This window comes from Diaphorobacter sp. J5-51 (genome assembly GCF_001023515.1).
GTDB classification, from domain to species: domain Bacteria; phylum Pseudomonadota; class Gammaproteobacteria; order Burkholderiales; family Burkholderiaceae_C; genus Diaphorobacter; species Diaphorobacter nitroreducens.
Map to the genome: position 1 here is coordinate 17,810 of NZ_JSYI01000008.1, position 25,814 is coordinate 43,623.

General features: G+C 68.8%; 17 protein-coding genes and 3 pseudogenes. 3 read left to right on the top strand and 17 right to left on the bottom strand.

Annotated elements, in window-relative coordinates; translation table 11 throughout:
• Positions 1 to 40: 40 nt before the first annotated feature.
• The 4 genes from OX89_RS01390 to OX89_RS01405 all read right to left on the bottom strand — a co-directional run bounded on the left by OX89_RS01390 (position 41) and on the right by OX89_RS01405 (position 4,403).
• Positions 41 to 427, bottom strand: a complete 387-nt coding sequence (locus OX89_RS01390) for a hypothetical protein (RefSeq protein WP_011806955.1) — start codon at positions 425 to 427, stop codon at positions 41 to 43.
• A gap of 241 nt (positions 428 to 668) precedes the next feature.
• Positions 669 to 1,853, bottom strand: a complete 1,185-nt coding sequence (locus tag OX89_RS01395; RefSeq protein WP_047349297.1) for a phospholipase A — start codon at positions 1,851 to 1,853, stop codon at positions 669 to 671.
• 41 nt (positions 1,854 to 1,894) lie between these two features.
• Positions 1,895 to 2,329 carry a hypothetical protein gene (locus tag OX89_RS01400; protein WP_047349284.1) on the bottom strand — a complete coding sequence of 145 codons (435 nt, stop codon included), beginning with the start codon at positions 2,327 to 2,329 and terminating at the stop codon, positions 1,895 to 1,897.
• Between the two features lie 4 nt (positions 2,330 to 2,333).
• Positions 2,334 to 4,403: an ATP-dependent helicase gene (locus tag OX89_RS01405; protein ID WP_011806952.1), complete on the bottom strand. Its 2,070-nt coding sequence runs from the start codon at positions 4,401 to 4,403 to the stop codon at positions 2,334 to 2,336.
• 176 nt (positions 4,404 to 4,579) lie between these two features.
• Between OX89_RS01405 and OX89_RS01410 the strand changes: the two genes are divergently transcribed.
• Positions 4,580 to 5,536: an AEC family transporter gene (locus OX89_RS01410; RefSeq protein WP_047349285.1), complete on the top strand. Its 957-nt coding sequence runs from the start codon at positions 4,580 to 4,582 to the stop codon at positions 5,534 to 5,536.
• Between the two features lie 208 nt (positions 5,537 to 5,744).
• On the opposite strand, the gene OX89_RS01415 is transcribed toward OX89_RS01410, so the two are convergent.
• The 7 genes and pseudogenes from OX89_RS01415 to OX89_RS01435 all read right to left on the bottom strand — a co-directional run.
• Positions 5,745 to 6,866, bottom strand: a complete 1,122-nt coding sequence (locus OX89_RS01415) for an asparaginase (RefSeq protein ID WP_047349286.1) — start codon at positions 6,864 to 6,866, stop codon at positions 5,745 to 5,747.
• Positions 6,867 to 6,984: 118 nt separating this feature from the next.
• The coding region (locus OX89_RS18920; protein WP_234305469.1) for a hypothetical protein at positions 6,985 to 7,195 on the bottom strand (211 nt) is incomplete at its 5' end.
• A gap of 1 nt (position 7,196) precedes the next feature.
• Positions 7,197 to 8,081: pseudogene (priA, locus tag OX89_RS19320) on the bottom strand (primosomal protein N'); the annotation flags it as partial.
• 159 nt (positions 8,082 to 8,240) lie between these two features.
• Positions 8,241 to 9,293: pseudogene (locus OX89_RS19325) on the bottom strand (DEAD/DEAH box helicase); the annotation flags it as partial.
• Between the two features lie 640 nt (positions 9,294 to 9,933).
• Positions 9,934 to 11,055: a uroporphyrinogen decarboxylase gene (gene hemE / locus OX89_RS01425; RefSeq protein ID WP_047349287.1), complete on the bottom strand. Its 1,122-nt coding sequence runs from the start codon at positions 11,053 to 11,055 to the stop codon at positions 9,934 to 9,936.
• Positions 11,056 to 11,138: 83 nt separating this feature from the next.
• Positions 11,139 to 12,290: a glycerophosphodiester phosphodiesterase gene (locus OX89_RS01430; protein ID WP_047349288.1), complete on the bottom strand. Its 1,152-nt coding sequence runs from the start codon at positions 12,288 to 12,290 to the stop codon at positions 11,139 to 11,141.
• Positions 12,291 to 12,436: 146 nt separating this feature from the next.
• Positions 12,437 to 13,336 (bottom strand): annotated as a pseudogene (locus OX89_RS01435) (LysR family transcriptional regulator); the annotation flags it as partial.
• Positions 13,337 to 13,494: 158 nt separating this feature from the next.
• Here OX89_RS01435 and OX89_RS01440 point away from each other — a divergent pair.
• Complete coding sequence (locus OX89_RS01440; protein WP_047349299.1) at positions 13,495 to 14,475, top strand: TerC family protein; 981 nt, start codon at positions 13,495 to 13,497, stop codon at positions 14,473 to 14,475.
• Positions 14,476 to 14,514: 39 nt separating this feature from the next.
• Here OX89_RS01440 and OX89_RS01445 read toward each other — a convergent pair whose 3' ends face one another.
• Genes OX89_RS01445 through nhaA form a run of 4 tightly spaced genes read right to left on the bottom strand, consistent with a single transcriptional unit; the run spans position 14,515 to position 21,475 of the window.
• Positions 14,515 to 18,240, bottom strand: coding sequence for a DNA methyltransferase (locus tag OX89_RS01445; protein WP_047349289.1), 3,726 nt, complete (start codon positions 18,238 to 18,240; stop codon positions 14,515 to 14,517).
• Positions 18,241 to 18,276: 36 nt separating this feature from the next.
• A complete protein-coding gene (locus tag OX89_RS01450; protein ID WP_047349290.1) occupies positions 18,277 to 19,605 on the bottom strand; it encodes an O-acetylhomoserine aminocarboxypropyltransferase/cysteine synthase family protein in 1,329 nt (442 codons plus the stop codon).
• A 54-nt stretch (positions 19,606 to 19,659) separates the two neighbouring features.
• Complete coding sequence (locus tag OX89_RS01455) at positions 19,660 to 20,175, bottom strand: CoA-binding protein (RefSeq protein WP_047349291.1); 516 nt, start codon at positions 20,173 to 20,175, stop codon at positions 19,660 to 19,662.
• A gap of 49 nt (positions 20,176 to 20,224) precedes the next feature.
• The gene (nhaA, locus tag OX89_RS01460; RefSeq protein ID WP_047349300.1) at positions 20,225 to 21,475 is read right to left on the bottom strand and encodes a Na+/H+ antiporter NhaA; all 1,251 of its coding nucleotides are present in this window, start codon (positions 21,473 to 21,475) and stop codon (positions 20,225 to 20,227) included.
• A 181-nt stretch (positions 21,476 to 21,656) separates the two neighbouring features.
• Between nhaA and OX89_RS01465 the strand changes: the two genes are divergently transcribed.
• Positions 21,657 to 22,703, top strand: a complete 1,047-nt coding sequence (locus OX89_RS01465) for a formylglycine-generating enzyme family protein (RefSeq protein WP_047349292.1) — start codon at positions 21,657 to 21,659, stop codon at positions 22,701 to 22,703.
• On the opposite strand, the gene OX89_RS01470 is transcribed toward OX89_RS01465, so the two are convergent.
• Positions 22,704 to 24,920, bottom strand: coding sequence for a protein-disulfide reductase DsbD (locus OX89_RS01470; RefSeq protein ID WP_199856186.1), 2,217 nt, complete (start codon positions 24,918 to 24,920; stop codon positions 22,704 to 22,706).
• A 52-nt stretch (positions 24,921 to 24,972) separates the two neighbouring features.
• Positions 24,973 to 25,725, bottom strand: coding sequence for an alanyl-tRNA editing protein (locus OX89_RS01475; RefSeq protein ID WP_047349293.1), 753 nt, complete (start codon positions 25,723 to 25,725; stop codon positions 24,973 to 24,975).
• Positions 25,726 to 25,814: the final 89 nt, after the last annotated feature.

Sequence of the window (25,814 nt, forward strand, 5' to 3'; positions counted from 1 at the left end):
CTATTGAATCAAGAGCTGCTGGCGCAGATGGACAGGGCGTTCAGGCCGCTTTTTTCCATTGCTGCGCCGCGCGCTGCAGCTTGCCGTGCGGCAGGCTGGCCAGGCGCGTGAACATGCGCCGGCAGTAGCCGCTGATCCACAGGCATTTGTTGAGCTCGTCCACGGGCAGCGGGCCGGAGACGACCACGATGTCGTTGGCCACGTCCGCCGCGCCAGCGGCGCGCAGGCGCCGGCGCGTGTGCGTGGCCCAGGACTGGATGCGTGCCGGGCTGCCGTGCTGGTGCACCTCGCCGGTGTGCAGGTCGAAGGCAATGGCCACGGTGTCGGTCTTGAGCTTGAAGCGACGCTCGCCCGTGACTGCGCTGGGCGTTTCGCGCATGTCGTACAGGTAGTAGCTGCCGGCCTTCAGCTGGTATTGCAGGTCCATGGTCGTCGTCCTCCGGGCTGCATTGTGCGGACGGCGCTGGCCGGTGATGGGGCGAATACCGCGCGAAAGCAGGCGCTTATTGCGCAGGGCGCGGGCCCGCCCCCGGCGGCGCCGGGGTGCGCCCGATTGTGTCGGCGCACTGCGGCGCCTTCAACCCGCCGGCCCGGTCAAAGGGTAACCGGTTGTGATCGGGCCGGCAGGCGCGCGTGGCGCGCCCGCCCATCCATTCGCGCTGTGGGGTTCAGAAATCCACCAGGCTCAGGCCCACGCTGAACACGGTGCGCTTGCGGTTGTAGTCGATCAGGCTGTCGCCGTAGCCCGTGAACAGCTGGGTGTGCAGGCGCAGGTTGGTGCGATTGCCCACCAGGCTGGTTCCGAGGGTTTGCAGCCATTCCAGCCGTGCCGAGCCGCGCCCGGTCGCCCCCAGCGAATGCCGTGCGGTCAGCGCCAGGGTGTTGTCCTTGTCCACGTTCCAGGTCAGGCCCAGCTCGGCCCGGCCCACGTAGTTGCTGATGCCGGGGTTGTCGTCGCTGTCCGCGCTCTCGTGCAGGCGCTTCCACAGGCGGCCGGTGACGGTCCAGCGGTTGTCCAGCTCCATGCCGGTCATCAGGTACACGCGGTTCCAGCTGCGCGACAGCGGCAGGCTCTGGCCGTTGGACTGGTGCACCAGGCCGATGCCGCTGTAGCGCCAGCGCCAGCCGAAGGGCAGCTTGGCGTCGGTGGGGTACACGTACATGATCTCGGGCTCGTGGTCCGTGTTGCGGAACGGCCGTGAAATGCCCGGCGAGAACAGCTGCCAGTACGACTGCTGCGTGTAGCCCGCCCACAGCGAGTCGCGCAGCGTGGGGTGGCCGCGAGTGAGCAGGCCCTGCGCGAGCTTGGTACGCACCGACAGCTGTACGCGCATCTCGGTCTTGCGGTAGTCCACTTCGCTGGTGGCGTTGTTGTCCGGGCTGCCCGAGGTGGGCAGGCGGTTGACGCTGGTGGCGCCCACGACGGACACGCTCATGGGCCAGTACCCGCGAAAGCGGAACGCCCCGCAGTCGCTGCCCGTCTCCAGCTCCCAGAAGCGCGACAGGGTGCTGTACTGGCCGTCGCGGCAGCCGTCCACCTGCGCCACGTCGATGATGCGCGTGGCCGGCAGCGTGGCGTCCACCGGCGGGGGCGGCGCCTGCGTGGCGGCGGCGGCGGGCTGGGCGCTGGCCGAAGCGGGCGGCGCCTGCCAGCTCTGCTCGCCGGCCCACTGGTCAAAGCAGGCCAGGCGTGCCTGGCTGTCACCGGTGAGGGCGGTGCACTGGCGCCAGCCGGCCGCCCGGTTGACGGCGGGTGCTGCGGCGGTTTCGGCCCAGCTGACCAGCGGCAGGGCCGTGCCCAGCAGCGCGGTGGCCAGGCCCAGGCGGGACAGGGGGTGTGAAGGCTGTGTCATGGTCGGATGATGCGCGTGGTCGGTGACGGCTGGCATGCAGGTCAGGGCCGGGAAGGGGCCTGCTTGCGCAGGGTGAAGGTGTAGGGCCGGTCGGCCTCGTCGGTCCATTCGCCGCGGATCTCGCGCGCGCAGCTGCCCTCGACGACGTCGCCGCTCCAGTTGCCGCTGACCCGCGTGCCGTCGCGCGACTCTTCCAGGGTGAGCCGGCCCTGGTGCACGTCGCCCACCACCACCGAGGTGAAGCCCGGCCACTGGATGCGTCCCTTCACCGTGCCGTCCCATTCGGGGTGGGGGCCCAGTTCCAGCAGCACGGGCTCGGCCATGCCGTCCAGCCGCGCCTGCCAGCGGCCCACCAGTTCGGGCTGCTCCATCTGCGCGGCCGTGGGGCAGGCCGGGCGGGGAGGTTGAGAGAGTTTTTGGGCGCAAGCGCTTGCCAGTAAAGCGCTGGCAGCTATCAAAAATATAGTTTTCAACATGGGTTCAGGGTGTGGCGGGGCTGGGGGCGGCCTGGGCCTTGCGCGCGAATTCCTCGCGCAACTGGCGCAACTTGTCGCGTGGGTTCTCGCGCGCCGTGGCGGCGTCCAGTTTCATCTCGGCAATGAAGCGGCTGGGCTGGCAGGCCACCATCTCGCGCCCCTTCTTGCGTTTCTTGGTCCAGCTCACGGCCAGCGTGCGCTGGGCGCGGGTGATGCCCACGTACATCAGGCGGCGCTCCTCCTGCAGGCGCTGCAGGGTGTCGTCACTCACCTTCTGCTGGCGGCCGTCGTCATCGTCCAGCTTGAAGGGCAGCATGCCCTCGGTCACGCCGGCCAGGATCACGTGCGGCCACTCCAGCCCCTTGCTGGCATGCAGCGTGGACAGCACCACCATGTCCTGCTCCTGTTCGCGCTCGGAGATGGTGGACAGCAGGGCGATGGTCTGCGCCACCTCCAGCAGGCTCTTGGTCGCGGCCTGCACCGTCGCGCCCGCGGTGTCGTCGATCTGGCCGCCCGCGCGCTGTGCCATCCAGTCGCAGAACTCCAGCACGTTGCTCCAGCGCGCGGCGGCCACCTTTTCGCTGTCCTCGCTGTCGTACAGGTGTTGCTCGTAGCCCATGTCCTTGAGCCAGTCGGCCAGGAAGGCACGCGCGGCTTCGTGGCCGTGCGTGTGGCGTGCGCGATGCTCCAGGTCGTTGACGGTGCGGCCAAACTCCAGCAGGCCTTCCAGGCCCCGCTTGGGGATCACGGCGGGCAGCATGGCGTTGAACAGCGCGCCGAACATGCTTTGCTTGTGCTGCGTGGCGAACTCGCCCAGCGCCGCCAGCGTGGTGTGGCCCACGCCGCGCCGCGGGCTGGTGACGGCGCGCAGAAAGGCCGGGTCGTCGTCGTTGTTGATCCACAGGCGGAACCACGCGCACAGGTCCTTGATCTCTGCGCGGTCGAAGAAGCTGGTGCCGCCCGAGACCTTGTAGGGGATGTTGGCCTTGCGCAGGGCCTTCTCGAACGGTTTGGCCTGGTGGTTGGCGCGGTAGAGGATGGCGAAGTTCTTCCACGCCGGCGGTGGATTGCTGGCTGCCCGCAGGCCCTGGATGCGCGCCACGGCGCGCTCGGCCTCGTGCTCCTCGTTGTCGCAGTCCACCACACGCACGGGTTCGCCCTCGCCCAGCTCGCTGAACAGCGTCTTGGGAAACAGCTTGGGATTGGGCTGGATGACGTGGTTGGCCGCGCGCAGGATGGCGCTGGTCGAGCGGTAGTTCTGCTCCAGCTTGATGACGTTGAGCTGCGGGAAGTCCTGCGGCAGCTTCTTCAGGTTGTCCAGCGTGGCGCCGCGCCAGCCGTAGATGCTCTGGTCGTCGTCGCCCACGGCGGTGAAGCGCGCGCGCTCGCCCACCAGGTATTTCAGCAGCTCGTACTGCGTGGCGTTGGTGTCCTGGTATTCGTCCACCAGCACGTGGCCCAAGAGGCGCTGCCACTTCTCGCGCACCTCGGGGTGGTGGCGCAAGAGGCGCATGGGCATGCCGATCAGGTCGTCGAAATCCACGCTCTGGTAGGCCGTCAGGCGCTCCTCGTAGCGCTGCATGATCAGGGCGATGCTGCGCTCATGGTCGTCCTGGGCCATGGCCAGCGCCTTGCGCGCATCCCAGCCCTGGTTCTTCCAGTTGCTGATGGTCCATTGCCATTGGCGCGCGGTGGCCAGGTCGGTGGTGCCGCCCGCGCAGTCCTTGAGGATGCCGGTCACGTCGTCCTGGTCCAGGATGCTGAAAGACGGCTTGAGGCCCAGCACATGGCCGTCCTCGCGCACCATGCGCACGCCCAGGGCGTGGAAGGTGCACACCAGGACGTCCTTGGCCTGGCGGCCGATCAGGCCGGCGGCGCGCTCGCGCATCTCGGCCGCGGCCTTGTTGGTGAAGGTGATGGCGGCGATGCGCCGGGGCGCCAGGCCCGTCTCGATCAGCCGCGCGATCTTGTGCGTGATCACCCGCGTCTTGCCCGAGCCCGCGCCTGCCAGCACCAGGCACGGGCCCTCGGTGTAGTGCACTGCCTGCAACTGAGCAAGATTGAGACCGGACATGGATGCAGCGGGAGGAACGGGGCGCGCCTGCGCCACGGGTTGCGGCGGGCGGCGGGTGAGAGGGAGAACAGCGGGTGTGCATGATAGCGGCGTGCGCGCACCAGGGTGATTGCCCGGGGTGGCACGCCCGGTGACAAGGCGTTTCAGCGCGCGGCGGCGCTGCGACAATCGCGCCCGTGCTGTCCGTCCTGCTGATCACCTTCCCCTTCTTCGCCCTCGTGCTGTGCGGCTATCTGGCCACGCGGGCCGGGGCGCTGCCGGTGTCCGCCATCGGAGGGCTGAACAGCTTCGTGCTGTATTTTGCGCTGCCATGCATGCTGTACCGCTTCGGCGCCAGCACGCCCATCGCACAGCTGCTGGACCCGGCCGTCGCCGGGCTGTACCTGCTGTGTGCGCTGCTCATGGTGGGCGGCACGGTGGCCCTCACGCTGCGGCGCCGGGGGTGGAACGATGCGGCCTTCGGCGCGCTGGTGGCTGCCTTTCCCAACACCGGCTTCATGGGTGTTCCGCTGCTGGTGGCGTTGCTGGGCGAGGCCAGTGCCGGCACCGTGATCGTGGTGCTGGCGGTGGACCTAGTGATCACCAGCTCGGCGTGCATCGCGCTGTCGCGCCTGGATGGCGCGGGTGCGCACGGCGTGGCCGTGGCGCTGCGCAACGCGCTGCGCGGCATGGCCACCAACCCCATGCCCTGGTCCATCGTGCTGGGCGGCGTGGCGTCGGTCCTGCAGTGGCAGCCGCCGGGCCCCGTGGACCAGACCCTGGCCATGCTGGCGGGCGCGGCATCGCCGGTGGCGCTGTTCACCATTGGCGCGGTGCTGGCGCGCTCGCAGATGAACCAGCAGGAATACGTGCCGCCGGGCCAGTACGTGCCGATCGCGCTGGCCAAGCTCGTCGTGCACCCGCTGCTGGTGTGGTGCGTGGGGCGTGCGGCGATGGCGCTGGGGGTGGACCTGTCGCCGTTCACGCTCACGGTGATGGTGCTGCTGGCCGCGCTGCCCAGCGCGAGCAACGTGGCGCTGCTGGTGGAGCGCTTCGGGTCCCACGGCGGGCGCGTGGCGCGCATCATCCTGGTGAGTACGGCGCTGGCGTTCCTCAGCTTTTCGGCCGCCGTTGCGCTTTTGGTTCAAAAATGAGAGCGCTTGGCGCAGGGTGGGACTGCGCTAGGTGTCGATTTGGCTAAAAAGTATCCACCTGAAGCGCAGCCGTTGTACCGCGAGCGCCAGACCGACGGCCATTGGGCAAGGACCTGGACCGGCCGCGCCGCGCAGCGAGGGTGCCGTCCCCCTGCCCGTGTTGCGATGCGAGGGGAGAGGGAAGACGCGGGCGCCTGAGGGGCAGACCTCAATACTCCCAGAACATGCGCTGCAGGTCCTGCGTGCTGGCGCCCTTGGCCAGCGCGAGCATGGTCAGGATGCGCGCCTTTTCGGGGCGCAGATCGTGGGCCACCACCCAGTCGTGCTTGTCGTCGGGCTGCTCGGCGTTGCGCAGCACGAAGCCGTAGGGCACGCGCGCCGAACGCACGATGACCACGCCCTGGGCGCGCGCGTCCTGCAGCGGCTTGACCATGCGGTCGGCCACTGAGCCGTTGCCCGTGCCGGCATGGATGATGGCCTTGGCGCCGCCGGCCACCAGCGCGTTCACGGCCGTGGGCTGCACGTTGCCGTAGGCATAGACGATGTCCACCTGGGGCAGCGAGGTGATGCTGTCGATGTCGAATTCCGATTGCGTGGTGTGGCGCTTCACCGGCGCGCGGAACCAGTAATTCTTCCCCTCCACCACCATGCCCAGCGGGCCCCACTGGCTCTTGAAGGCGCTGGTCTGGATGTTGATGTCCTTGTTCACGTCGCGCGCGGTGTTGATCTCGTCGTTCATGGTGACCAGCACGCCCTTGCCGCGCGCATCCTTGGAGGCCGCCACGCTCACGGCGTTGACCAGGTTCAGCGCGCCGTCGGCCGACAGGGCAGTACCCGGGCGCATGGAGCCGACCAGCGCGATCGGCTTGTCGGTGCGCACTGTCAGGCTCAGGAAGTAGGCGGTCTCGGCCAGCGTGTCGGTGCCATGGGTGATCACGATGCCGTCCACGTCGCCCTGCTTGGCCAGTTGCGACACGCGCTGGGCCAGCTTCAGCAGGTGTTCGTTGGTGAAGCTCTCGGAAGCGATCTGGAACACCTGTTCGCCCGACACCTGGGCGACGTTGGACAGCTCGGGCAGGCCGGCCAGCAGCTTGTCCACGGGCACCTTGGCGGCCGTGTAGGTGGCGCTGTTCATGGCCGAGGCGCCGGCGCCGGCGATCGTGCCGCCCGTGGCCAGCACTACCACGCGGGGCTTGGCGGCGGCCGGCTGGGCCTGCGTGGCCGCCGTGGCGCGCGTGTCCTGCGCGTGGGCGAGGGTGGGGGCGCCGGCAAAACCGGCAATGGTGATGGCAGCGGCCACCAGCGACATGCGAAACGCTTGGAAGGTCATTGTGGGTTCCAAAAAAAAAGAAAAGCGGTCTCGTGGACCGGGGGCGGAACTTTGCCCCGATGGCACAGCACATGCCATGCGCGAAAACCCGCGGGCACCGCCCGCAGCGGTGGCGGCCTCAGATCGCCTGCGGGTCCACGTCCACCAGCCAGCGCACCAGGCCGCGGTGGCGCGGGCGCTCGGCATGCAGCAGCGGCTGCCATGCGGCCAGAAAGCGCTGCAGCGCACCGCGCTGGGGGCTTTCCAGCAGCATCTGCGCGCGCTCCACATTGGCCACGCGCTGGATGGCGAGCGGCACCGGCGGGAACAGAAAGACCTGGTCCAGCCCCNCAGCCCGGCGGCGCGCGCGGCGTCGCTGGCGGCCTGCAGGAAGGCCTGGGCCGCCTCCTGCGTGCGGGCGTCCGCGCGCACCAGCGCCTGATAGGCGAAGGGCGGCATGCCGGCTTCCTGGCGTTCGGCCAGCTGGCGCGCGGCAAAGGCCGGGTAGTCGTGGCGGCGCAGCGCGGCATAGACGGCGTGGTCGGGGTGCCAGGTCTGGATCCACATCTCGGGCGGGCTGCCTTGCGCGGCCACATAGCGCGCATCGCGCCCCGCGCGGCCCGCGGCCTGCATCAGCAGGGCGAACATGCGCTCGGGCGCGCGGAAGTCGCTGCTGAAGAGCGCTCCGTCGGGCTGCACGGCCGCCACCAGGGTGATGCGCCGAAAGTCATGCCCCTTGGCCACCATCTGCGTGCCGACCAGCACGTCCACCTCGCCGCTGTGCACCTGGGCCAGTTGCTCCTCCAGCGCCCCCTTGGCGCGGGTGGTGTCGGCGTCGATGCGTGCCACGCGCGCGGCGCGGCGGTCCGGGGTGATCACGTTGCGCAGCAGGGCGGCCAGTTGTTCCTCCAGCTGCTCGGTGCCGCGGCCCAGGGGCAGGATGTCGGGGTTGCCGCAGGTGGGGCAGGCGCGCGGCACGCGCTGGGCAAAGCCGCAGTGGTGGCAGCGCAGCGTGCGGTCGATCTTGTGAAACACCTGGTGGGCGCTGCAGTGCGGGCAGTCGCTTTTCCAGCCGCAGTCGTGGCAGTGCAGCACGGGTGCAAAGCCGCGGCGGTTGAGCAGCACCAGGCATTGCTCGCCGCGCTGCACGCGCTCGGTGATGGCGGCCAATAGCGGCGGTGAAAACACGGTGCCGCGTGGCTGCTGGCCCATGTCCACCAGGCGCAGGCGGGGTAGGCCGTGTGGGCTTGGGGTGGTGCTCGGCGGATTGGCGATGTGCTTTGGATTTGGCCGGCTGCCCTCACCCCCGCCCTCTCCCAGAGGGAGAGGGAGTAATACCGGCGCACCCGTGCCCTCACCCGAACCCGCCCCGTCGTCCGCTGTCGGGCCTTCGCCAGCACCCGCGCCGATGCGGCTGGGCATGTGCAGGCGCAGGTAGCGGCCGGGGCCGCCCTCGCTGGCCGGGGTGCTGGCGTGCCAGCTCTCCAGCGACGGGGTGGCGCTGCCCAGGATCACCTTGGCGCCTTGCTCGCGCCCGCGCCACAGGGCCAGGTCGCGGGCGGAGTAGCGGGCGCCTTCTTGCTGCTTGTAGCTGGCGTCGTGCTCTTCGTCCACCACGATCAGGGCCAGACCGGGCAGGCTGGCAAACACCGCCATGCGCGTGCCCAGCACGATGCGCGCGGCGCCCGTGTGCGCGGCCAGCCAGCTTTTCAGGCGCTGGGGGTTGGTCATGCCGCTGTGCAGGCTGACCACGGCGGCGTCGCCACACAAAGGCGCAAAGCGCTCTATAAAGCGCGCCTCCAGCTGCGGGGTGAGGTTGATCTCGGGCACCATCACCAGCGCCTGCGCCGCGGGGTGGGCGGCCAGGGCGCGCTGCACGCAGTGCAGATAGACCTCGGTCTTGCCGCTGCCGGTGCTGCCAAACAGCAAGAAAGGGCCGCGTTCAGCATCAATTTGGGCGGTAGCGCTTGTCTGCTCTGCGGAAAGTGCTATGGATGGTGTAGCTGCTTCGGGGCTGTGTGCAGCCGGTGCAGCGGGTGCAGGGCGGCGCAGTCGGCGCGCCAGCTGGTCGGGCGTCAGGTCGCGCAGCTGCGGCGGCAGGGCGGCCAGCGCCACTTCGCCCAGCGCGCGCTGGTAGTAGCGCGCGGTGAAGGCCACCAGCCGGCGCCAGGCGGCATCCAGCGGCGCAATGCCGTCCAGCACGCCCGCAATGGGGCGCGCCGCCATGCCGGGGGGCAGGGGGGCGGGCTGCGCCGGTGCATCCCAGACCACGCCCAGCACCTCGCGCCGGCCCAGCGGCACGCGCACCAGCGTGCCCGGCGGCAGAGGGCGGGCGCTGGCGTAGCTCAGCAGGTCGCCCACGGCGCTGTGCGCGGGCGTGCTGACGGCCACCGGCAGCAGGTGGCTGGCTTGCGGCGGTAGGTCTGCGGCAAAGTCCGTGGGGCGCATGGGTGAGGGGGCAGGCAGGCAGGCGGGCGGGTGAGAGGGTGCGGCGGCGATCATTCCACAGCCTTGTCCCCAAGCAAAAGCCATTTCTGTGGATAACTTTGTTGACAGATACCGGTACCTGCCCCGAAAGGCGCATGGTTGCGCGCTGCGGTGCTAGCGTATTGATGCAATCAATCGAGAAAAAATCCTTATGAATCAATGATCTTTGCTCTTTTGTGCAAAACGGTGTAGTTGCCGTCGGTACCCAGGAAGCACTGTCACAGATACGTCAAACATGTGCACAACTGCGGTGTCAATAGCTTGAGGCATGCCAAAAATGTGGTAAGCGCTGCGCCCGAAGCGGGACTTTTGATGCACAACAGACGGCAAGTGCTTGATTTATCAGGCTATTCAGGAGAAGTTCAGATTATCTGTGGATAACTTTGTTGATATCCCCTGTTGCCCCCGCGTAAAGCCTTGTCGCACCGTGCTTTGCTTAGTCTGCCCACAAAAGCGGCATTGCCACCAGGCTTATATAAATCAATGACTTACGAGTTTTTGGTGATTGCCGCGCGCCATGCGTGGCGGGCGGCAGTCGCATTGGCGCCGCAGTGCGGCAAAGCCAAAAGTGTGCATAAGTCAAGTTGCGGCTTGCAAGGGTTTACCGCTGCCGCAGGCTGCGCGAGTAGCCGTGCACCGCCTCCACCAGCGCCGCCACATGCTCGGGCGGGGTGAACTGGCTGATGCCGTGGCCCAGGTTGAAGATGTGCGTGGGGCCAGTGGTGGTTTTGTCCGTGTGGGGTGTGCCAAAGCCGTCGAGCACCGCGCGCACCTGGGCGGCCACCGCATCGGGCGGCGCAAACAGCACGTTGGGGTCGATATTGCCCTGCAGCGCCTTGCCAGGGCCGCCCACCGGGCCGCCGACGACGGCGCGCGCCTTGCCCAGGTTGGCCGTCCAGTCCAGGCCCAGCACCTCGCAGTCGATGTCCTTCATGTCATCCAGCCAGATGCCGCCGCCCTTGGTGAACACGATGCGCGGCACGTCGGTGCCGTCCACCCCGGTGCGCTTGAGCTGCGCCAGCACGCGGCGGGTGTAGGCCAGGCTGAACTCCTGAAACGCGCCATCGGCCAGCACGCCGCCCCAGCTGTCAAAAATCATCACGGCCTGGGCGCCGGCGTCGATCTGGGCGTTCAGGTACTGCGCCACGGCGTCGGCGTTGACGGCCAGGATGCGGTGCATCAGGTCGGGGCGGCTGTACATCAGCGTTTTGATGAGGCGATAGTCGTCGCTGCCCTTGCCCTCGACCATGTAGCAGGCCAGCGTCCAGGGGCTGCCCGAAAAGCCGATCAGCGGCACGCGGCCATGCAGGGCCTTGCGGATACTGGTGACCGCGTCAAACACGTAGCGCAGCTTGTCCATGTCGGGCACGGCCAGCGCTGCTACGTCGGATTCGTTACGCACCGCCTTGGCAAAGCGCGGGCCTTCGCCCTCGGCAAACGTCAGGCCCAGGCCCATGGCGTCGGGCACGGTGAGGATGTCGCTGAACAAAATGGCGGCGTCGAGCGGGAAGCGCTCGAGCGGCTGCAGCGTGACCTCGGTGGCGTAATCCACATTGGTCGCCAGGCCCATAAAGCTGCCGGCCTTGGCGCGCGTGGCCTTGTATTCAGGCAGATAGCGGCCCGCCTGGCGCATCAGCCACAGGGGCGTGTAGTCGGTGGCCTGGCGACGGCAGGCGCGCAGGAAGGTGTCGTTCTGGAGGGGGGCGAAGGCGGAGGAATTCATGCGGGCGATTGTCGCAGGGCGGCCCCGCGCTACCGGCCCCGCGCCCGGCCCTGCGCCCAGGGCGGGGAGCGCGACAGCGCCGCTCAGGGCTGCAAGCCATCCACCGCCCGGCGGCCCACGGCGGCGTCGTCGGTGAACACGCCGTCCACGCCGGTCTGCAGGTAGGCCTGGATTTCCGCCACGCTGTCGCCGCGCGCGGTGGCGTCGCTGTCCGGCTGGCCTTTGAGCGAGGCGGGCAAAAAGCGGTTCTCTGGGCGGAAGGTCCAGGCCTGCACCTTCAGGCCGGCGGCGTGGGCATCGCGCACCAGGCTGGTGGGCTGGCCCAGGCCCGTGGCCACCCGGCGGGCGTCGCGCACCAGCGGGATGATCAGCTCCTTGTGCGGCGCCACGGCATAGGCGTAGGTGGCGATTTCCTTCAGACCGGCGGGGGTGACCAGGTCTGCGTAGCTGCGGGTGTTGGACGCGCCCTGCGCCACGAAGTCGTAGGGCCGGCCATTGCCGACCAGCTGCGCCAGGCGCACGTTACTGCGCTGGTGGATTGCCTTCAGGTTGCCCACCTCAAAGGACTGCACGATCACTGGCGCGGCTTTGTGGTTCCAGCCGTTTTTTTCCAGCGTGGCCAGCAGCGGCGGCTCCAGCGGCAGCCCGATGGACTGGAAATAGGTGGGGTGCTTGGTCTCGGGCTCGATGCCGATGGTGCGGCCCCGGGCGGCGGACTGTGCCTTGACCAGGTCGATCACCTCTTGCAGCGTGGGCACCTCGAACTGGTCGTTGTAGGCGGTATTGGCCGGGCGAGCGGCCGGTATGCGCTCGCGCGCGCGCAGGGTCTTCAGTTCGGCCAGCGTGAAGTCTTCGGTGAACCAGCCGGTGATGGACTTGCCGTCGATCACCTTGGTGGTCTTGCGGTCGGCAAATTCGGGGCGCTCCATCACGTTGGTGGTGGCTTCGCGCACGGTACCGTCGGCGTTCAGGATGGCGATGGCGTTTTCGTGGCGGGCCACCAGCACGCCGTCCTTGGTGATGACCAGGTCGGGCTCGATCAGGTCAGCGCCGTCGTCGATGGCCTTCTGGTAGGCGGCCAGCGTGTGCTCGGGGCGCAGCGCCGAAGCGCCGCGGTGCGCGATCACCGCGCGCTCGGGCGGCCATGCGGGCACACCGTCACCGCCGCTGGCGGCAAGGCTGAGGGCGGCGCTTGTGGCAAGCACCAGTTTGGCGAGGGCAGAGGTGGCGGTCATCGGAAAGCCTGTGGTCTGTGCAAAAGCGGCGAGCCTGGGGGGCTGCTGTGACATTCGCGTGACCCATGTCTGCCCCATTCCCGCGCAGGCGCGAATCCGGTTGTCTTGGCATCAAGCCCTTGTATGAAAAGCGCCTGCAGCTCCTGATTCAATAGCGCGCCACTGGCCCCCGCCTCCAGCAGCCGCACCAGCAGCGGGTGCATCACCTTGCGGGCGCTGTAGATCAGGTGGAACTGCTCTTGCACCTCGGGCGTGGTGCCCACATGCACCAGGCCGTGCGTCTGCGCCAGGTGCTGGCCCAGGGTTTCGGGCGCGGGCATCACGCCCATGCCGGTGGCGGCAAAGGTGCTGAGCAGGGCGCTGTCTTCAAACTCGCCGGCAATCAGCGGGCGGATGCGCTCGCGCTCCAGCCAGTGGTCGATGCGCGCGCGCATGGCGGCGTGGTCGGTGGGCAGCAGCACCGGCACCACCGCCAGGCTGCGCGGAAACTGGTGGCGCGCGGCCTGTGCCCACAGCGGCGGGGCATACCAGGCAATGGCGCTGGTCCCCAGCAGCTGGCTGGTGCTGCGCAGCGCCGGGTTGGGCGGGGCGGGGCGGTCGGCCAGCACCGCGTGCAGCTTGTGCAGCGCCAGCTCGCCCAGCAGGGGCTGAAACTCGCCCTCGTGGCACAGCAGGCGCAGGTGGGGCTCGTCCAGCACGGGCGTCAGCAGCCGGTGCACGGCCAGCTTGGCAATGCCGTCGGAGATGCCCAGGTTCAGGCGCAGCGTGGGGCCGCTGGCCGCCTCGCGCACGCGCTGGGGCAGTTGCTCGCCCAGGGCGAAGATGTGGTCGGCCTCGTGCAGCGCGGCCACGCCGGCCTCGGTCAGCATCAGGCTGCGGCCTTCGGTGCGCAGCAGGCTCACGCCCAGGGCTTTCTCAAGCTCGCGCACCTGCGCGCTGATGGTCTGCACGGCCATGTCCAGCCGCTCGGCGGCGCGCGCCATGCCGCCCTCTTTGGCAACCACCCAGAAGTAATACAGGTGGCGGTAATTGAAGCTCTGGCTCATGGGATATGGGGGGCTGTGGTGGGCTGGGTGGGGCTTACTTCGTAAAAACCGAAGTCACGCTACCGATAAGGCAGGTTTTTATTTATTGTTTCTGACTCTACATTGCACCACCTCGGGCCGTCGGCCCAGTGGCACAAACCCTGTTGGGAGAAGGAATCATGGAAACCATAGGAACCTGGTGGATGTGGGCGGGCTTCGCCACCTTTGTGGTGGTGGCGATTGCCGTGGATCTTTTGGTGATGGAGCGCCAGGGCGCACACAAGGTCACGATGGGCGAGGCCGCGCGCTGGAGCCTGCTGTGGTTTGGCCTGGCCTTCGTGTTCGTGGCCATCTTGTGGTGGTACCTGGACGGCAGCCAGGGCCGCGAGGTGGCCAACACCGTGTCCATGCAGTTCATCACCGGCTATCTGGTAGAGAAAAGCCTGTCGGTGGACAACATCTTTGTCTTTCTGATGCTGTTCAGCTACTTTGCCGTGCCGCCGCAGTACCAAAAGCGGGCGCTGATCATCGGCATCATTGGCGCCATCGTGCTGCGCACGGTGCTGATTTTGGTGGGCGCCTGGTTGCTGGCCACCTTCCACTGGCTGCTGTATGTGTTTGGCGCGTTTTTGGTGTTTACCGGCATCAAGATGTGGTTTGCCGCCGGCCAAGAGCCCGATATTTCTACCAACCCGGTGCTGGGCTTTCTGAAAAAGCGCATGCGCATCACCGACCGGTTTGACGGCGAAAAGCTCAGCACCATGATCGACGGCGTCAAGCACTACACCCCGCTGTTCGTGGTGCTGGTGCTCATTGGCACCACCGACATCATCTTCGCGGTGGACAGCATCCCGGCCATCTTTGCCATTACCAGCGACCCGTTCATCGTGCTGACGGCCAACATCTTTGCCATTCTGGGCCTGCGCGCGCTGTACTTCTTGCTGGCTGATCTGGCCAACCGCTTCCACCTGCTGGCCTATGGCCTGGCGCTGGTGCTGGTGTTCATTGGAAGCAAGATGCTGCTGATCGACTTCTACAAGATCCCGATCGGCTGGGCGCTGGCGGTCACGGCCACGCTGATTGCCGGCTCCATCGTGCTGTCGCTGCGCGGCTCCAGCGGCGCGGCCCGGTCGTCGCAGGAGGCGTCGGCAAAGCATTGACTGCGCCGCCCGCAGCCCGCAGCCTGCAACCCGGGCGGGTCAACCCCGCCAGGCGGTGCCGCCATCGGTGGGCACCGGGTGGGCGCGGCCCAGGGCCTCCAGGGTTTGCAGCAGCGTGGGCAGTCCCTTCTTCCAGGGGCCGCGGCCCTTGAAGTGCGCTTCGATGGCGGGCAGCAGCAGCGGCGCCGGGCTGGCCGCCAGCACACCCGCCACGGCGCGCACCTGCTCGGGCAGGGTGGTGGGCCAGGGCTGTTGTGGGGGGGTGAATTGCTCTGGTTTTGATAGCGATTTTTCAGTGTCCAAATCAACCTCTGGCGTTTGTTCTTCCTGCGGTAGCAGCTCTTGTTTTGATAGTGAATTTTGCGGGTTTTGAAAGTCGGGCCGCAGCCAGCGCACGCGGCCCTGGGCTTCTTCGGCGGCGCGCTGGGTGTTGAGCTGCACCAGGTGGATCAGGATGTCGTCGGTGGTGGCGTGGGCGGGCAGGCCGTAGGCGGCAAGCACCGCAGCGTCCAGCTCGTCGTGCAGTTCGCGCAGCACGCCCACCAGGCCCTGGGTGTGGATGGTTTTTTCTTTGGCCGTCAGCGGGCGGCCTTCGCGCAGGGCGGCCAGCACGTTGTACAGGCCGGTGAGGGTCACTTCTTGCCCCTTGGCGCGTGGGGCAGGGGCTGGCGCTGGCTCCCTCCCCCGCTGGGGGAGGGCTGGGGTAGGGGCCTGCTCGTCATTGGGCGCGGTGTTGGCGCTGGCCCCCATCCCCGCCTTCCCCCAGAGGGGGAAGGAGTTGTCGAGGCCCAGCACGCGTTTGCGATGCTGGTCGATCTGCTCGGCCAGCTGGGCGATGCGCTCGCGCAGCGGCGGGGTCAGGCCGGTGTCTTCGTCGGGGAAGGGGAAGGTGTCGAAGCAGGTGGATTTGCTGTAGACCGGTCTATCTTCCAACGTGCCACCGGTAGCTAAAGCCCAGCAGACATGCAATTGACTGGAAAGGATGCCCAGAGAGAAAGCGTCGTCGAGGGCAATGGCAACGAGTTTGTGTTCCGGCAAAACGGAGGTTGGCAGGAACTGAAAAACGCGGTGTTTGGTTGTTTCGACAGTGGCTATGTAGCGAGTCAAGTCCTTGAGTGCCGCGCGCAAAGTTTTGCGGGGCTCGGCGAATACCCACCATTGCTCCCGCAGTCGGGCGCGGTTGTTCTGCTCTCGATCAGGCTTGACGCGTTCCAACAGCCATTGGTAGACGGATGGGAACTGCTCGCGCAGTTGCTCAGCAGTTAGGCCAAAAGCGTCGATTACTTTCATGCCGCGTGGCGCATCGGTCAGATCGCGTCCGTTTCTGAAGTCGAAGATGTGCTTTTCGAGCCCCGGCGTTTTGTGCAGTCCAAGCGCCTTTGCCTGCGCTGGCGTGACGAGAAAGCCTTCACCAGCGCGCATCATTCCGTTGACGGAGAGACCTGCGCTTGCCGCGAGTTTCTTAGCGCTCGCCACATTGGCACCCACAGTCAAATCAGCGTGAACCAGACCAAGTTTTTCGGTCAACGTGACTGAGACTTCGCCATGCTCGCCAGGCTGTTCGTCGGTCACCGTGAGCAGGCTTCCTTCGCCGTTACCCTTGGACAGTACGGTCATTGCGATGCGCACGGCAGCACCGTTCGCTCCGTCCACCCACGGGTGGTCAGAAATCGCCATTTCCAGATGCGTGCCTTTGTCCAGCGCCGCCTGCACCACACGCCGGTTGAAAACCATCGTCAGGCTGTTGGTGGTGATCAGCCCCATGCGCCGCGTGTGCCCTGCCGCCACTTGCGCGGCGGCGTGGTGCCACCAGAACATCACAAAGTCGGCGCTTTCCGGAATTTCGGGCCAAGCGCCGCGCAGTGCTTGCACATAGCCGTCGCCCAGCGCATCGCGCATCCGCTTGTTTCCGATAAACGGCGGGTTGCCCACAATGAAATCCGCCTGTGGCCACGTGGCTTGGCGCGCGCCCACGTAGCGCCATTGCGGCACCTGCGCGGCCTCGTCGGGCACCTGCTCGCCGGTGACGGGGTGGGTTTTGAAGGTGCAGCCGTCCCAGCGGCTGAGCAGCTGACCCGCGTCGTCGTAGGCGAGTTCTTGCGCGTCCCAGGCCAGCACGGCGTCGCGGCATTCGATGTTGCCGTAGTTGTGCACCACGGGCTCGGCTACGGCGGCGTTGCCACGGGTGCGGATGTGCCACTGCAGGTAGCCAATCCACAGCACCAGTTCGGCCAGGGCGGCGGCGCGCTCGTTCAGCTCGATGCCGCGCAGTTGCTGCAGGGTGACGGTTTCGCGCCCCAGGTCAAGAGCGTCCTGTGTGTCGCCCAAGTCGTCCAGCTGGTTGAGCACTTCGCCCTCCAGGCGCTTCAAGTGTTCCAGCGTCACATACAAGAAGTTGGCGCTGCCGCAGGCCGGATCCAGCACGCGCGTGGTGCACAGCTTGTGCAAAAACCCGCGTACCTGCTCCCGTGCCTCTTTGCGCAGTGCGCGGACGTTGGCGTTGTGGCGATCCAGCGCGGCAAAGTCGGCCTTGGTTTTGACGGCGGGTGCCGCCGCTTCCAGCGCGGCGGCCTCATGGGCCAGCACCAGCGCGGCGGCCTGGGCGTTGGCCCAGTCGGCGCGCAGGGGCTCGATGACGGTGGGCAGCACCAGCCGCTCTACGTAGGCGCGCGGCGTGTAGTGCGCGCCCAGGGCGTGGCGCTCGGCGGGGTCCAGGGCGCGCTCCAGCAGGGTGCCGAAGATGGCCGGCTCCACCTCGCGCCAGTTGCACTTGGCGGCGGCGATGAGCAGGTCCACTTGCTCGGGTGTCAGCAGCAGGCTGTAGCCGTCATCCAGCGCGCCCTTGAACAGCTTGCCGTTGAAGTGCAGCACCGGCTTGGCCAGCGCGGCGCTAAAACCGCCCCGGTCCATGTCGGCCCACAAGATGCGCAGCATTTGCTGCAGCGTGGCGGGGTCGCCCTTGTGGGTTTGCAGCAGGCCCAGAAACGCGCCTTTGGGCAGCAGCTCTACGTCTTCGGCAAACATGCTGAAGAGGCAGCGGGTGAGGTAAGCTGCTACCACTTCAGGAGCTACTGGCGCTTGCTGTGATTGGGCTGGTGGCTGGTTTGGCTTGGATTCTGCGCCGTTGCCCTCCAGCGACTTGGCGAGGCGCGCCAGCAGCGCCGCCACATCGCGGGTGACCTGGGCGCTGATGCGCGCGGGGTTCAGGCTGTCGGGGTCTTGCCAGATGCGGCGCAGGCGCTCGCGTACGTCGGGCCGGGCCAGGTCGGCCAGCTGCAGCCGGTGGCTGCGCGGGTCGGGGAAGGGGGTGTAGGTGCCGCCGGTTTTGCTGAACTCGGCATACACCTCGATCACGGTGCCCACGTCCACCACCAGCACAAAGGGCGGGCGGCCTTCCGTAGCAGGCAGGGCGCGGGCATAGGCCTCGCCCTGGCTGCGGGCGCGCAGCAGGCCGTCGTCAAAACCCTTGGTGTGGCCGGCGGCCTTGAGCTTTTTGGCCTCTAGGACAAAGTGGCCGCGGCGGTAGCAGTCGATGTACTTGCTGCTGGTGCTGCCATCGCCGTGATGGCGGGTAATGTGGCGCTCGAACATATAGCTTTGATCGGGCGTGGGGTGTGGTGGCTCTACGCCCAGCAACGCGCATAGCTCGTTGACAAAGCTCTGCGCCGTGGACCTCTCGCTGGCGGTGGTGCCGATCCAGCGCTGGATGAAGTCGTGGGCGTGGTCGTCTTTGGCGGTGGGAGCTGGCATGTGGGGGCGCGTCATGGTGCCGATGTGTAACAGCGGCGGCTTACACGGGGGTTAAAGCTGCGATCGCGCCAGGGCTTGGTCAACATCCCACAGGATGTCGTCAATGTCTTCAATGCCCACGCTCAGCCGCACCATGTCGGCGCTGACGCCGGCGCGCGCCAGTTCTTCGTCGCTCAGCTGGCGGTGCGTGGTGGATGCCGGGTGGATCACCAGCGTCTTGGCGTCGCCAATGTTGGCCAGGTGGCTCAAAAACTCGCAGGCGTCGATGAACCGCTCGCCCGCTGCGGCGCCGCCCTTCACCCCGAAGGTCAGGATGCCCGATGCCCCAGGGTTGCCATCCACCGCGCGGAACTGCTTTTGCGCCAGCGCGTAGTAGGGCGAATCGGGCAGGCCCGGGTAGTGGACCCAGGCCACCTGCGGGTGCTGCTGCAGGAACTGCGCCACGGCCAGCGCGTTGCGGCAGTGCTCGCGCATGCGCAGGTGCAGCGTCTCGGCGCCCTGCAGCAGCAGCCAGGCGTTCAGGGGCGAGAGCACGCCGCCAAAGGTGCGGTTGACCTCCATGCGCGCTTTCATGGTGTAGCCAAAGTCGCCAAAGGTCTCGTAGAACTTCACGCCGTGGTAGGCGCGGCTGGGCTCCACCATCTCGGGGAAGTGGCCGTTGACCCAGGGGAATTGGCCACCCTCCACCACCACGCCGCCCATGGTGGTGCCGTGGCCGCCGATGTACTTGGTGGCGCTGTGCACCACGATGTCGGCGCCCAGGGCCAGCGGGTTGCACAGGTAGGGGCTGGCCACGGTGTTGTCGATGACCAGCGGCACGCCGTGGGCGTGGGCCACCTCCGCAATCGCCGCGATGTCCAGCACGTTGACCAGCGGGTTGCCGATGGTCTCGCCGTACACGGCGCGCGTGTTCGGGCGCATGGCGCGGGTGAAGTTCTCGGGGTCGGACGGGTCGACGAAGGTCGTCTCGATGCCCAGGCGGCTGAAGCCCACGCCCAGCTGCCCCACCGTGCCGCCATAGAGCGTGCTGGCGGCCACGATGTGGTCGCCGGCCTTCAGGATGGCCAGCAGCGCCGCCATCTGCGCGGCCATGCCGCTGGCGCAGGCGAGGGCCGCGCGGCCGCCCTCCAGGCTGGCCATGCGCTCCTCGAACACGGCGACCGTGGGGTTGCTGATGCGGCTGTAGACGTTGCCGAAGGTCTGCAGGTTGAACAGGCTGCTGGCGTGTTCGGCGTCGTCGAAGACGAAGCTCGTGGTCTGGTGGATGGGCGTGGCGCGCGCGCCGGTCACGGGGTCGGGCTGGGCGCCGGCGTGGATGGCGCGCGTGCCGAAGCCGAAGGCACGGTCGGCTCCAGAGCCGGGTGGGGTGGATGCGGTCATGGTGTTATAGGTCAAATAGGCCTCTAGCGCTTATCCATCAAGCGCTAGCAGCTATCAATATGGGAGCTTGCGCAGGCGCTTGGACGAGATCACCTGGGTGTTCACGCCCATCCAGCCCAGGCCGCCGAACAGGCGTGCGTGCTCGATCTTCACGCAGCGGTTCTGGATCACGCGCAGGCCCGCGGCCTCGGCCTGCGCGCCGGCGGCCTCGTTGAACACGCCCAGCTGCAGCCACAGGCATTGCGCGCCCACCGCGATGGCTTCAGCCGCCAGCGGCGGGATGTCCTCGCTCTTGCGAAAGCAATCCACCATGTCGATGCGCGCGCCCTGCGCGGCCAGCGCGGCGGAGGCCTCGGTCACGCTGGCGTAGGCGGTCTCGCCCAGGATCTGACCGCCTTCGCGCGCGACCAGTGGGTTCACGGGAATCACGCGGTAGCCGTGCGCCTGCATGTACTTGGCGGCAAAGTGGCTGGGCCGGTGCCAGTGCGGCGACAGGCCCACCACGGCGATGGTGTGGCACTGCGTGAGCACGTCACGCAAAGTGCTGATGGTGTCGGGTGTGCGGAGCATGGCGGCAGTGTATGCACAGCCGTGGGCCCACGGGTATCCGCGCCACCCCTCAGGCGGTCGTGGCGCGGCGCTGGAGCCACCACCCCCACGCCAGTCCCAGCAGCGCCGCCAGGCCCGAGGCCAGCAGCACGCCGCGCTTGGCGGCGTCCAGCAGCGCGGCGCTGTCGAACGCCAGGGTGGCGATGAAGATCGCCATGGTGAAGCCGATGCCCGCCAGCAGCCCGGTCAGCAGCAGCCCGCCCCAGCCCATGCCCGCGGGCAGGGCGCACAGGCGCAGTCGCACGGCCAGCCAGCAGGCCAGCAGCACGCCCAGCGGCTTGCCGGCCACCAGCGCCAGGGCCACCGCGGCCATGAGCAGGCCGGCGCCCGGCGCCGCCGGTTGCGCGCCGCCTGCACTGCCCAGCGCCACGCCGGCATTGGCCAGCGCAAACAGCGGCATCACGCCAAAGGTCACCCACGGGTGCAGGCTGGCCTGCACGCGCTGCACCGGGGGCGCGGGCTCGCGCCCGGCCAGTGCGTGCACCGGCGTCACCAGGCCCAGCACCACGCCGGCCAGCGTGGGGTGGGCGCCCGTCTGCCAGATGCCCCACCACAGCACCGCGCCGGCCGGCACATAGGCCCAGGCGCGGCGCACACCCAGCTGCTGCAGCAGCAGCACGCCCGCCAGGCCCAGCGCGGCGATGCCGAACATCGGCCACTGCAGCCCGCCCGAGTAGAACAGCGCGATGATGAGCACGGCCACCAGGTCGTCGATGATGGCCAGCGTGAGCAGGAACACCCGCAGCACCGGCGGCAGGCCGCGCCCCAGCAGGGCCAGCACGCCCACCGCGAAGGCGATGTCGGTGGCGGTGGGCACGGCCCAGCCGCTGCGCAACGCGGGCGGCACCAGCGCCAGGTACAGCAGCGCCGGCACGGCCACGCCGCCCAGCGCGGCCAGCACGGGCAGCAGCGCATCGCGCGGGCGGGCCAGGGCGCCTTCGTGCAGTTCGCGCCGGATCTCCAGCCCCACCACGAGGAAGAACACCGTCATCAGCGCATCGTTCACCCAGAAATGCAGCGACTGCGTGAGCTGCCAGCCGCCCACGGCGACCGACAGCGGCACATGCCACAGCGCGTGGTAGCTGGCGGCCCAGGGTGAATTGGCCCAGGCCAGCGCGGCGGCGGCCGCGATCAGCAGCACGATGCCGCCTGCGGCATCGGCATGCGACAGGCGCGAGAGCAGGGCGGTGCAGCGGTCGGCCAGGGGAAGCAGGGAGGGCTGGCGCGGCGCAGCGCGCCGCGGGGTAAGGCGGTCGGTCATGGACAGGCGGGGCCGCATGCTGCGGCCCGTGGTGCGCAGGCGGCCCGACCTGCGCTGCAACAATCCTGCCCTGCCGCCCCATGCGGTGGACACCCGCGGGCAGTATAGGAAGCCGCGCCCAGCGTGCCCGCGCAATGCCCCGGCCCTACACTGGCTTTTTTCGCATGCCCAGGAGTTTGCGATGGTCCGTGCCACCTCTGCCGCTTTGCAAGGCGTCTGTTTGGCGCTTGTCCTGGCCGCCAGCGCGGCGCAGGCGCAGCCGGCCGCGCCGGCCCTCTGGGTGAATGCGCTGGGCATGCCCTTCGTGCGCATCGCGCCAGGCAGCTTCCGCATGGGCAGCAGCGAGCCCGTCGACGCGTTGGCCCGTGCCTACCCGACGCTGGAGCGCTGGCGGTTTGAGCAGTTGGCCGACGAGGCGCCCGCCCATACCGTGCGCATCACGCGCGCCTTCTACCTGGGGCAGACGGAGGTCACGGTGGGGCAATTCCGCCGCTTCGTGCAGACCTCCGGCTACGTGCCCGAGTCCGAGGCCGACGGCACGGGCGGCTACGGCTACAACCCGGCCTACGACCCCGCCGCCAGCGCGCGCGGCGACGCATTCGAGGGGCGCGACCCGCGCTATTCCTGGCGCAACCCCGGCTTCGCCCAGGGCGACGACCACCCGGTGGTCAACATCACCTGGCACGACGCGCATGCGCTGGCCGCGTGGCTCAGTGCCACCGAGGGCCACCGCTACCGCCTGCCCACCGAGGCCGAGTGGGAATACGCCTGCCGCGCCGGCACGCGCACGCGCTACCCGCATGGCGACGACCCGGCCGCGCTGGCGCGCCACGCGAACGTGTTCGACGAGGATGCCGCGCCCTACTGGCCGCGCTGGCGGCCCCAGGCGGCGCCGGGGCACGACGGGCATGCGTTCACCGCGCCCGTGGGCCGCTACGCGCCCAACGCCTTCGGCGTGCACGACATGCTGGGCAACGTGTGGGAATGGGTGTCGGACTGGTATGCCGAGGAGGGCTATGCGCACTCCCCGCGGGACGATCCGCAGGGCCCGGCCGCCGGCCAGGTGCGCGTGCGCCGCGGCGGCTCCTGGCACACCTGGCCGCTGTACGCGCGCTGTGGGTTCCGCAACTGGAACACGCCCCAGACGCGCTACACCCTGGTGGGCCTGCGCCTGGTGCGCGAGATCGACCCGCCGCAATCGCCACGGCCACGCGGCGCGCGGCGGTGATCAGAGCGCGGCCACGGCGGCGCGCAGTTCCGACTCGCCCAGGATCTCGGAGAACACCACCGGCGCCTTGCCCGGCGCATGCAGCACATAGACCGGCACGCCGCTGCGGCCGAGCTGCGCCAGCGCGGCGGTGATGGCGGGGTCGCGCCGCGTCCAGTCGGCGCGCAGCAGGGCCACGTTCTTGGCGGCAAAGTCCTGCAGCACCGCAGCGCTGGCCAGCGTGGTGTTCTTGTTGTACTGGCAGGTCACGCACCAGGCGGCCGTGTAGTCCACGAACACCGGGCGGCCCTGGGCCACCAGCTCGTCGGCCAGGCCAGGGCGCCAGGGCTGCCAGGAGGTCACGCCGGCCACGCCGCTGGGGGCCGAGGCTGCGGCCATGGGTGTGCTTTCCAGTTCAATGATCTTTGGGCCCCAAAGCCATACCAGCCAAGCGCAAGCAGCTATTGAAAGAGGAGCGAGAACAGCCCGCGTGGCCCCGCGCAGCGTGAGCGCCCACACGGCCATGCTGAGCGCCACCAGCAGCGCCAGCAGCGCCGCCGCGCCGTTGATGCCGCTTTGCTGGCCCAGCACCCACACCAGCCACACCACGGTGGCGAACATCGGGAACGCCAGCAGGCGGCGCAGCGTGTCCATCCACGCGCCCGGCCGCGGCAGGGCGCGCGCAAACGCGGGCAGCCAGCTGGCCAGCAGGTAGGGCAGGGCCAGGCCCAGGCCCAGCGCCGCGAAGATGGACAGTGCCTGCCCCGCGGGCAGCGTGGCCGTGAGGCCCAGCGATGCGCCCATGAACGGCGCCGTGCACGGCGAGGCCACGGCCACGGCGAGCACGCCGGTCAGGAAGGCATCCAGCACGGGGTGGCGCGCCTGCAGGCCCGCCAGCGACGAGGGCAGCATGCGCCCGAACTCGAACACGCCCGCCAGGTTCAGTCCGATCAGCGTGAACAGCGCGGCGAGCGACGCCACCACCGCTGGCGACTGCAGCTGAAAGCCCCAGCCCACGGCTTCGCCCGCGGAGCGCAGGCCCAGCATCAGCGCGCCCAGCAGCAGGAACGACAGCACCACGCCCGCGGTGTAGGCCAGCCCGCCGATGCGGTGGGCGCGCTGGTTCTGCGCATGGCGCGCAAAGCCCACCACCTTGATCGCCAGCACCGGGAACACGCAGGGCATGAGGTTCAGGATCAGCCCGCCCAGCAGCGCGCCGGCCAGCGCGGCCAGCCAGGTGCCCAGCGGCGCGGGTGTCGCAGCGGCGGGGGCCGTGGGCGCGGCGGCATTGGCGGCGTTGGCTTTCAGCGCGGCCTCCAGCGCGGGCGACATGCCCTTCAGTGCCGCCACGGCGGGCCAGCCGCCCGGCACGGGCAGCTCGGCACGCCAGCCCTGGCCGCCATGGGCCAGCACCACCGGCATCGGCGCGGGCCCGTCGCTGCGCTGGGGCGACAGCGGCAGGCGCGCGGTCCACACCGCGCCGTCCCACTGCTGCGTGGGCGTGGCGGCGGTCTCCACCACGCCCGTGGTCTCGGGGAACACCTCCAGCGTCTGGCCCTGCAGCGCCGGGGGCAGGCCGGCCACGCGCAGCAGCACGGCGTCGCCCTCGACCTGCGCGCTGCTGCCGCCTAGAGCCGGCAGATCGCGCGGGTGGGCCGCGGCGGCGGCATCGAACGCGGCGGCATGCAACGCCGTCGTACCGCGCAAGGGCAATTGCAGCGTGAAGCTGCCCTCCTCGGGGATGCACTCCTGGCGGCACACCAGCCACGAGGCTTTCAGCTGGAAGGTCGCTTCCTTGGCCAGCGGGCCGGGGTTGAATGCTGGGGAGACAGTCATGGGCACGGGCAACAGCACCGTGCCCTCGTAGCCGAAGTTGGCCAGGTTGCCCAGAGGAATCTTCTTGGGCACCGGCCAGGCGACCTCGCCCGCATCGATGCCCGCCGGCAGCTGCCACTCCAGTTGCGTGGGCAGGCCGGAGTCGCCCGGGTTCTTCCAGTAGGTGTGCCACTCGGGCTGGTGCGTGATCGACAGGCCCAGCCACAGCGGCTTGCCCGGGCCCACACCGTCGGGTGCCTGGGCCACCAGCTCGGCGCGCACATGCGGCGTGACGACGCTGCTGCTGCCCGCGGCGGCGGTTGTCTTGAGCTGAATTTGGCCGATGGCGCCCGTGGATACAGCGCAGGCAGCTATGAAAAAAAGAGTGTGCAGGGAGCGCTGCAAGGGGCGAAGGCAGGACATGGCGCAGGGTGGGAGCGGCAGGGACGGGGTTTGGTTCCTTGGGGGCTGGCGTTCAGGCGCCCAAGCCCAGCACCACGCGGCGCGACATCGCGCCCTTTTTCTCGATCTTGGTGACCACCACGGCGCCGATCTCGCCGGTGCGCGCCACATGCGTGCCGCCGCAGGGCTGCAGGTCGATCTGCGCGGCGTCGCCGTCGCAGGCGCCGCCCACGCGCACCGTGCGCACCGTGCTGGTGCCGCGCGGGGGCTGCACGCTCATGCTCTTGACGAGCTGCGGGTTGGCGTCCAGCGCCGCGTCGCTGATCGCGCCGATGGTCACCGCATGGTCCTGCGCCACCAGGCGCGCGATGGCGGCGGTGAGCGCGTCCTTGTCCAGCGCACCGTCCATGTGGAAGTCCAGGCGCGCGTAGTCGGGCGTGATGGAGCAGCCGTTCACCGGCTGCGCGACGATGTGGCACAGCAGGTGCGTGGTGGTGTGAAAGCGCATCAGCCGGTGGCGGCGCTCCCAGTCGATGCGCGCTGTGACCGCGTCGCCCACCGCCAGTCCCAGCGCCTGGCCTGGCGCGGGCAGGTGCACGATGTCCGCGGTGGGCCGCCCCTCGGCGTCCTTGCCCTTGCGCGTGTCGGCGATGGCCAGTGCCGTGCCATCGGGGCGCAGCAACACGCCGGCATCGCCTGCCTGGCCGCCGCCCAGCGGGTAGAACACGGTGCGGTCCAGCACCACGCCACCTTCGGGCGTGAGGGCGGTGACGGTGGCGCTGCATTCGCGCAGGTAGCTGTCGGCGCGGAAAAGGTCGTGGGTCATGGTGGGCAATGGTAGAGCGTCCGCCCAGGAGTGCGTGGACAGGCTCTAACAGGCCGTTGAAAAAGTGCTTTTCGAACGCATCAGGGACG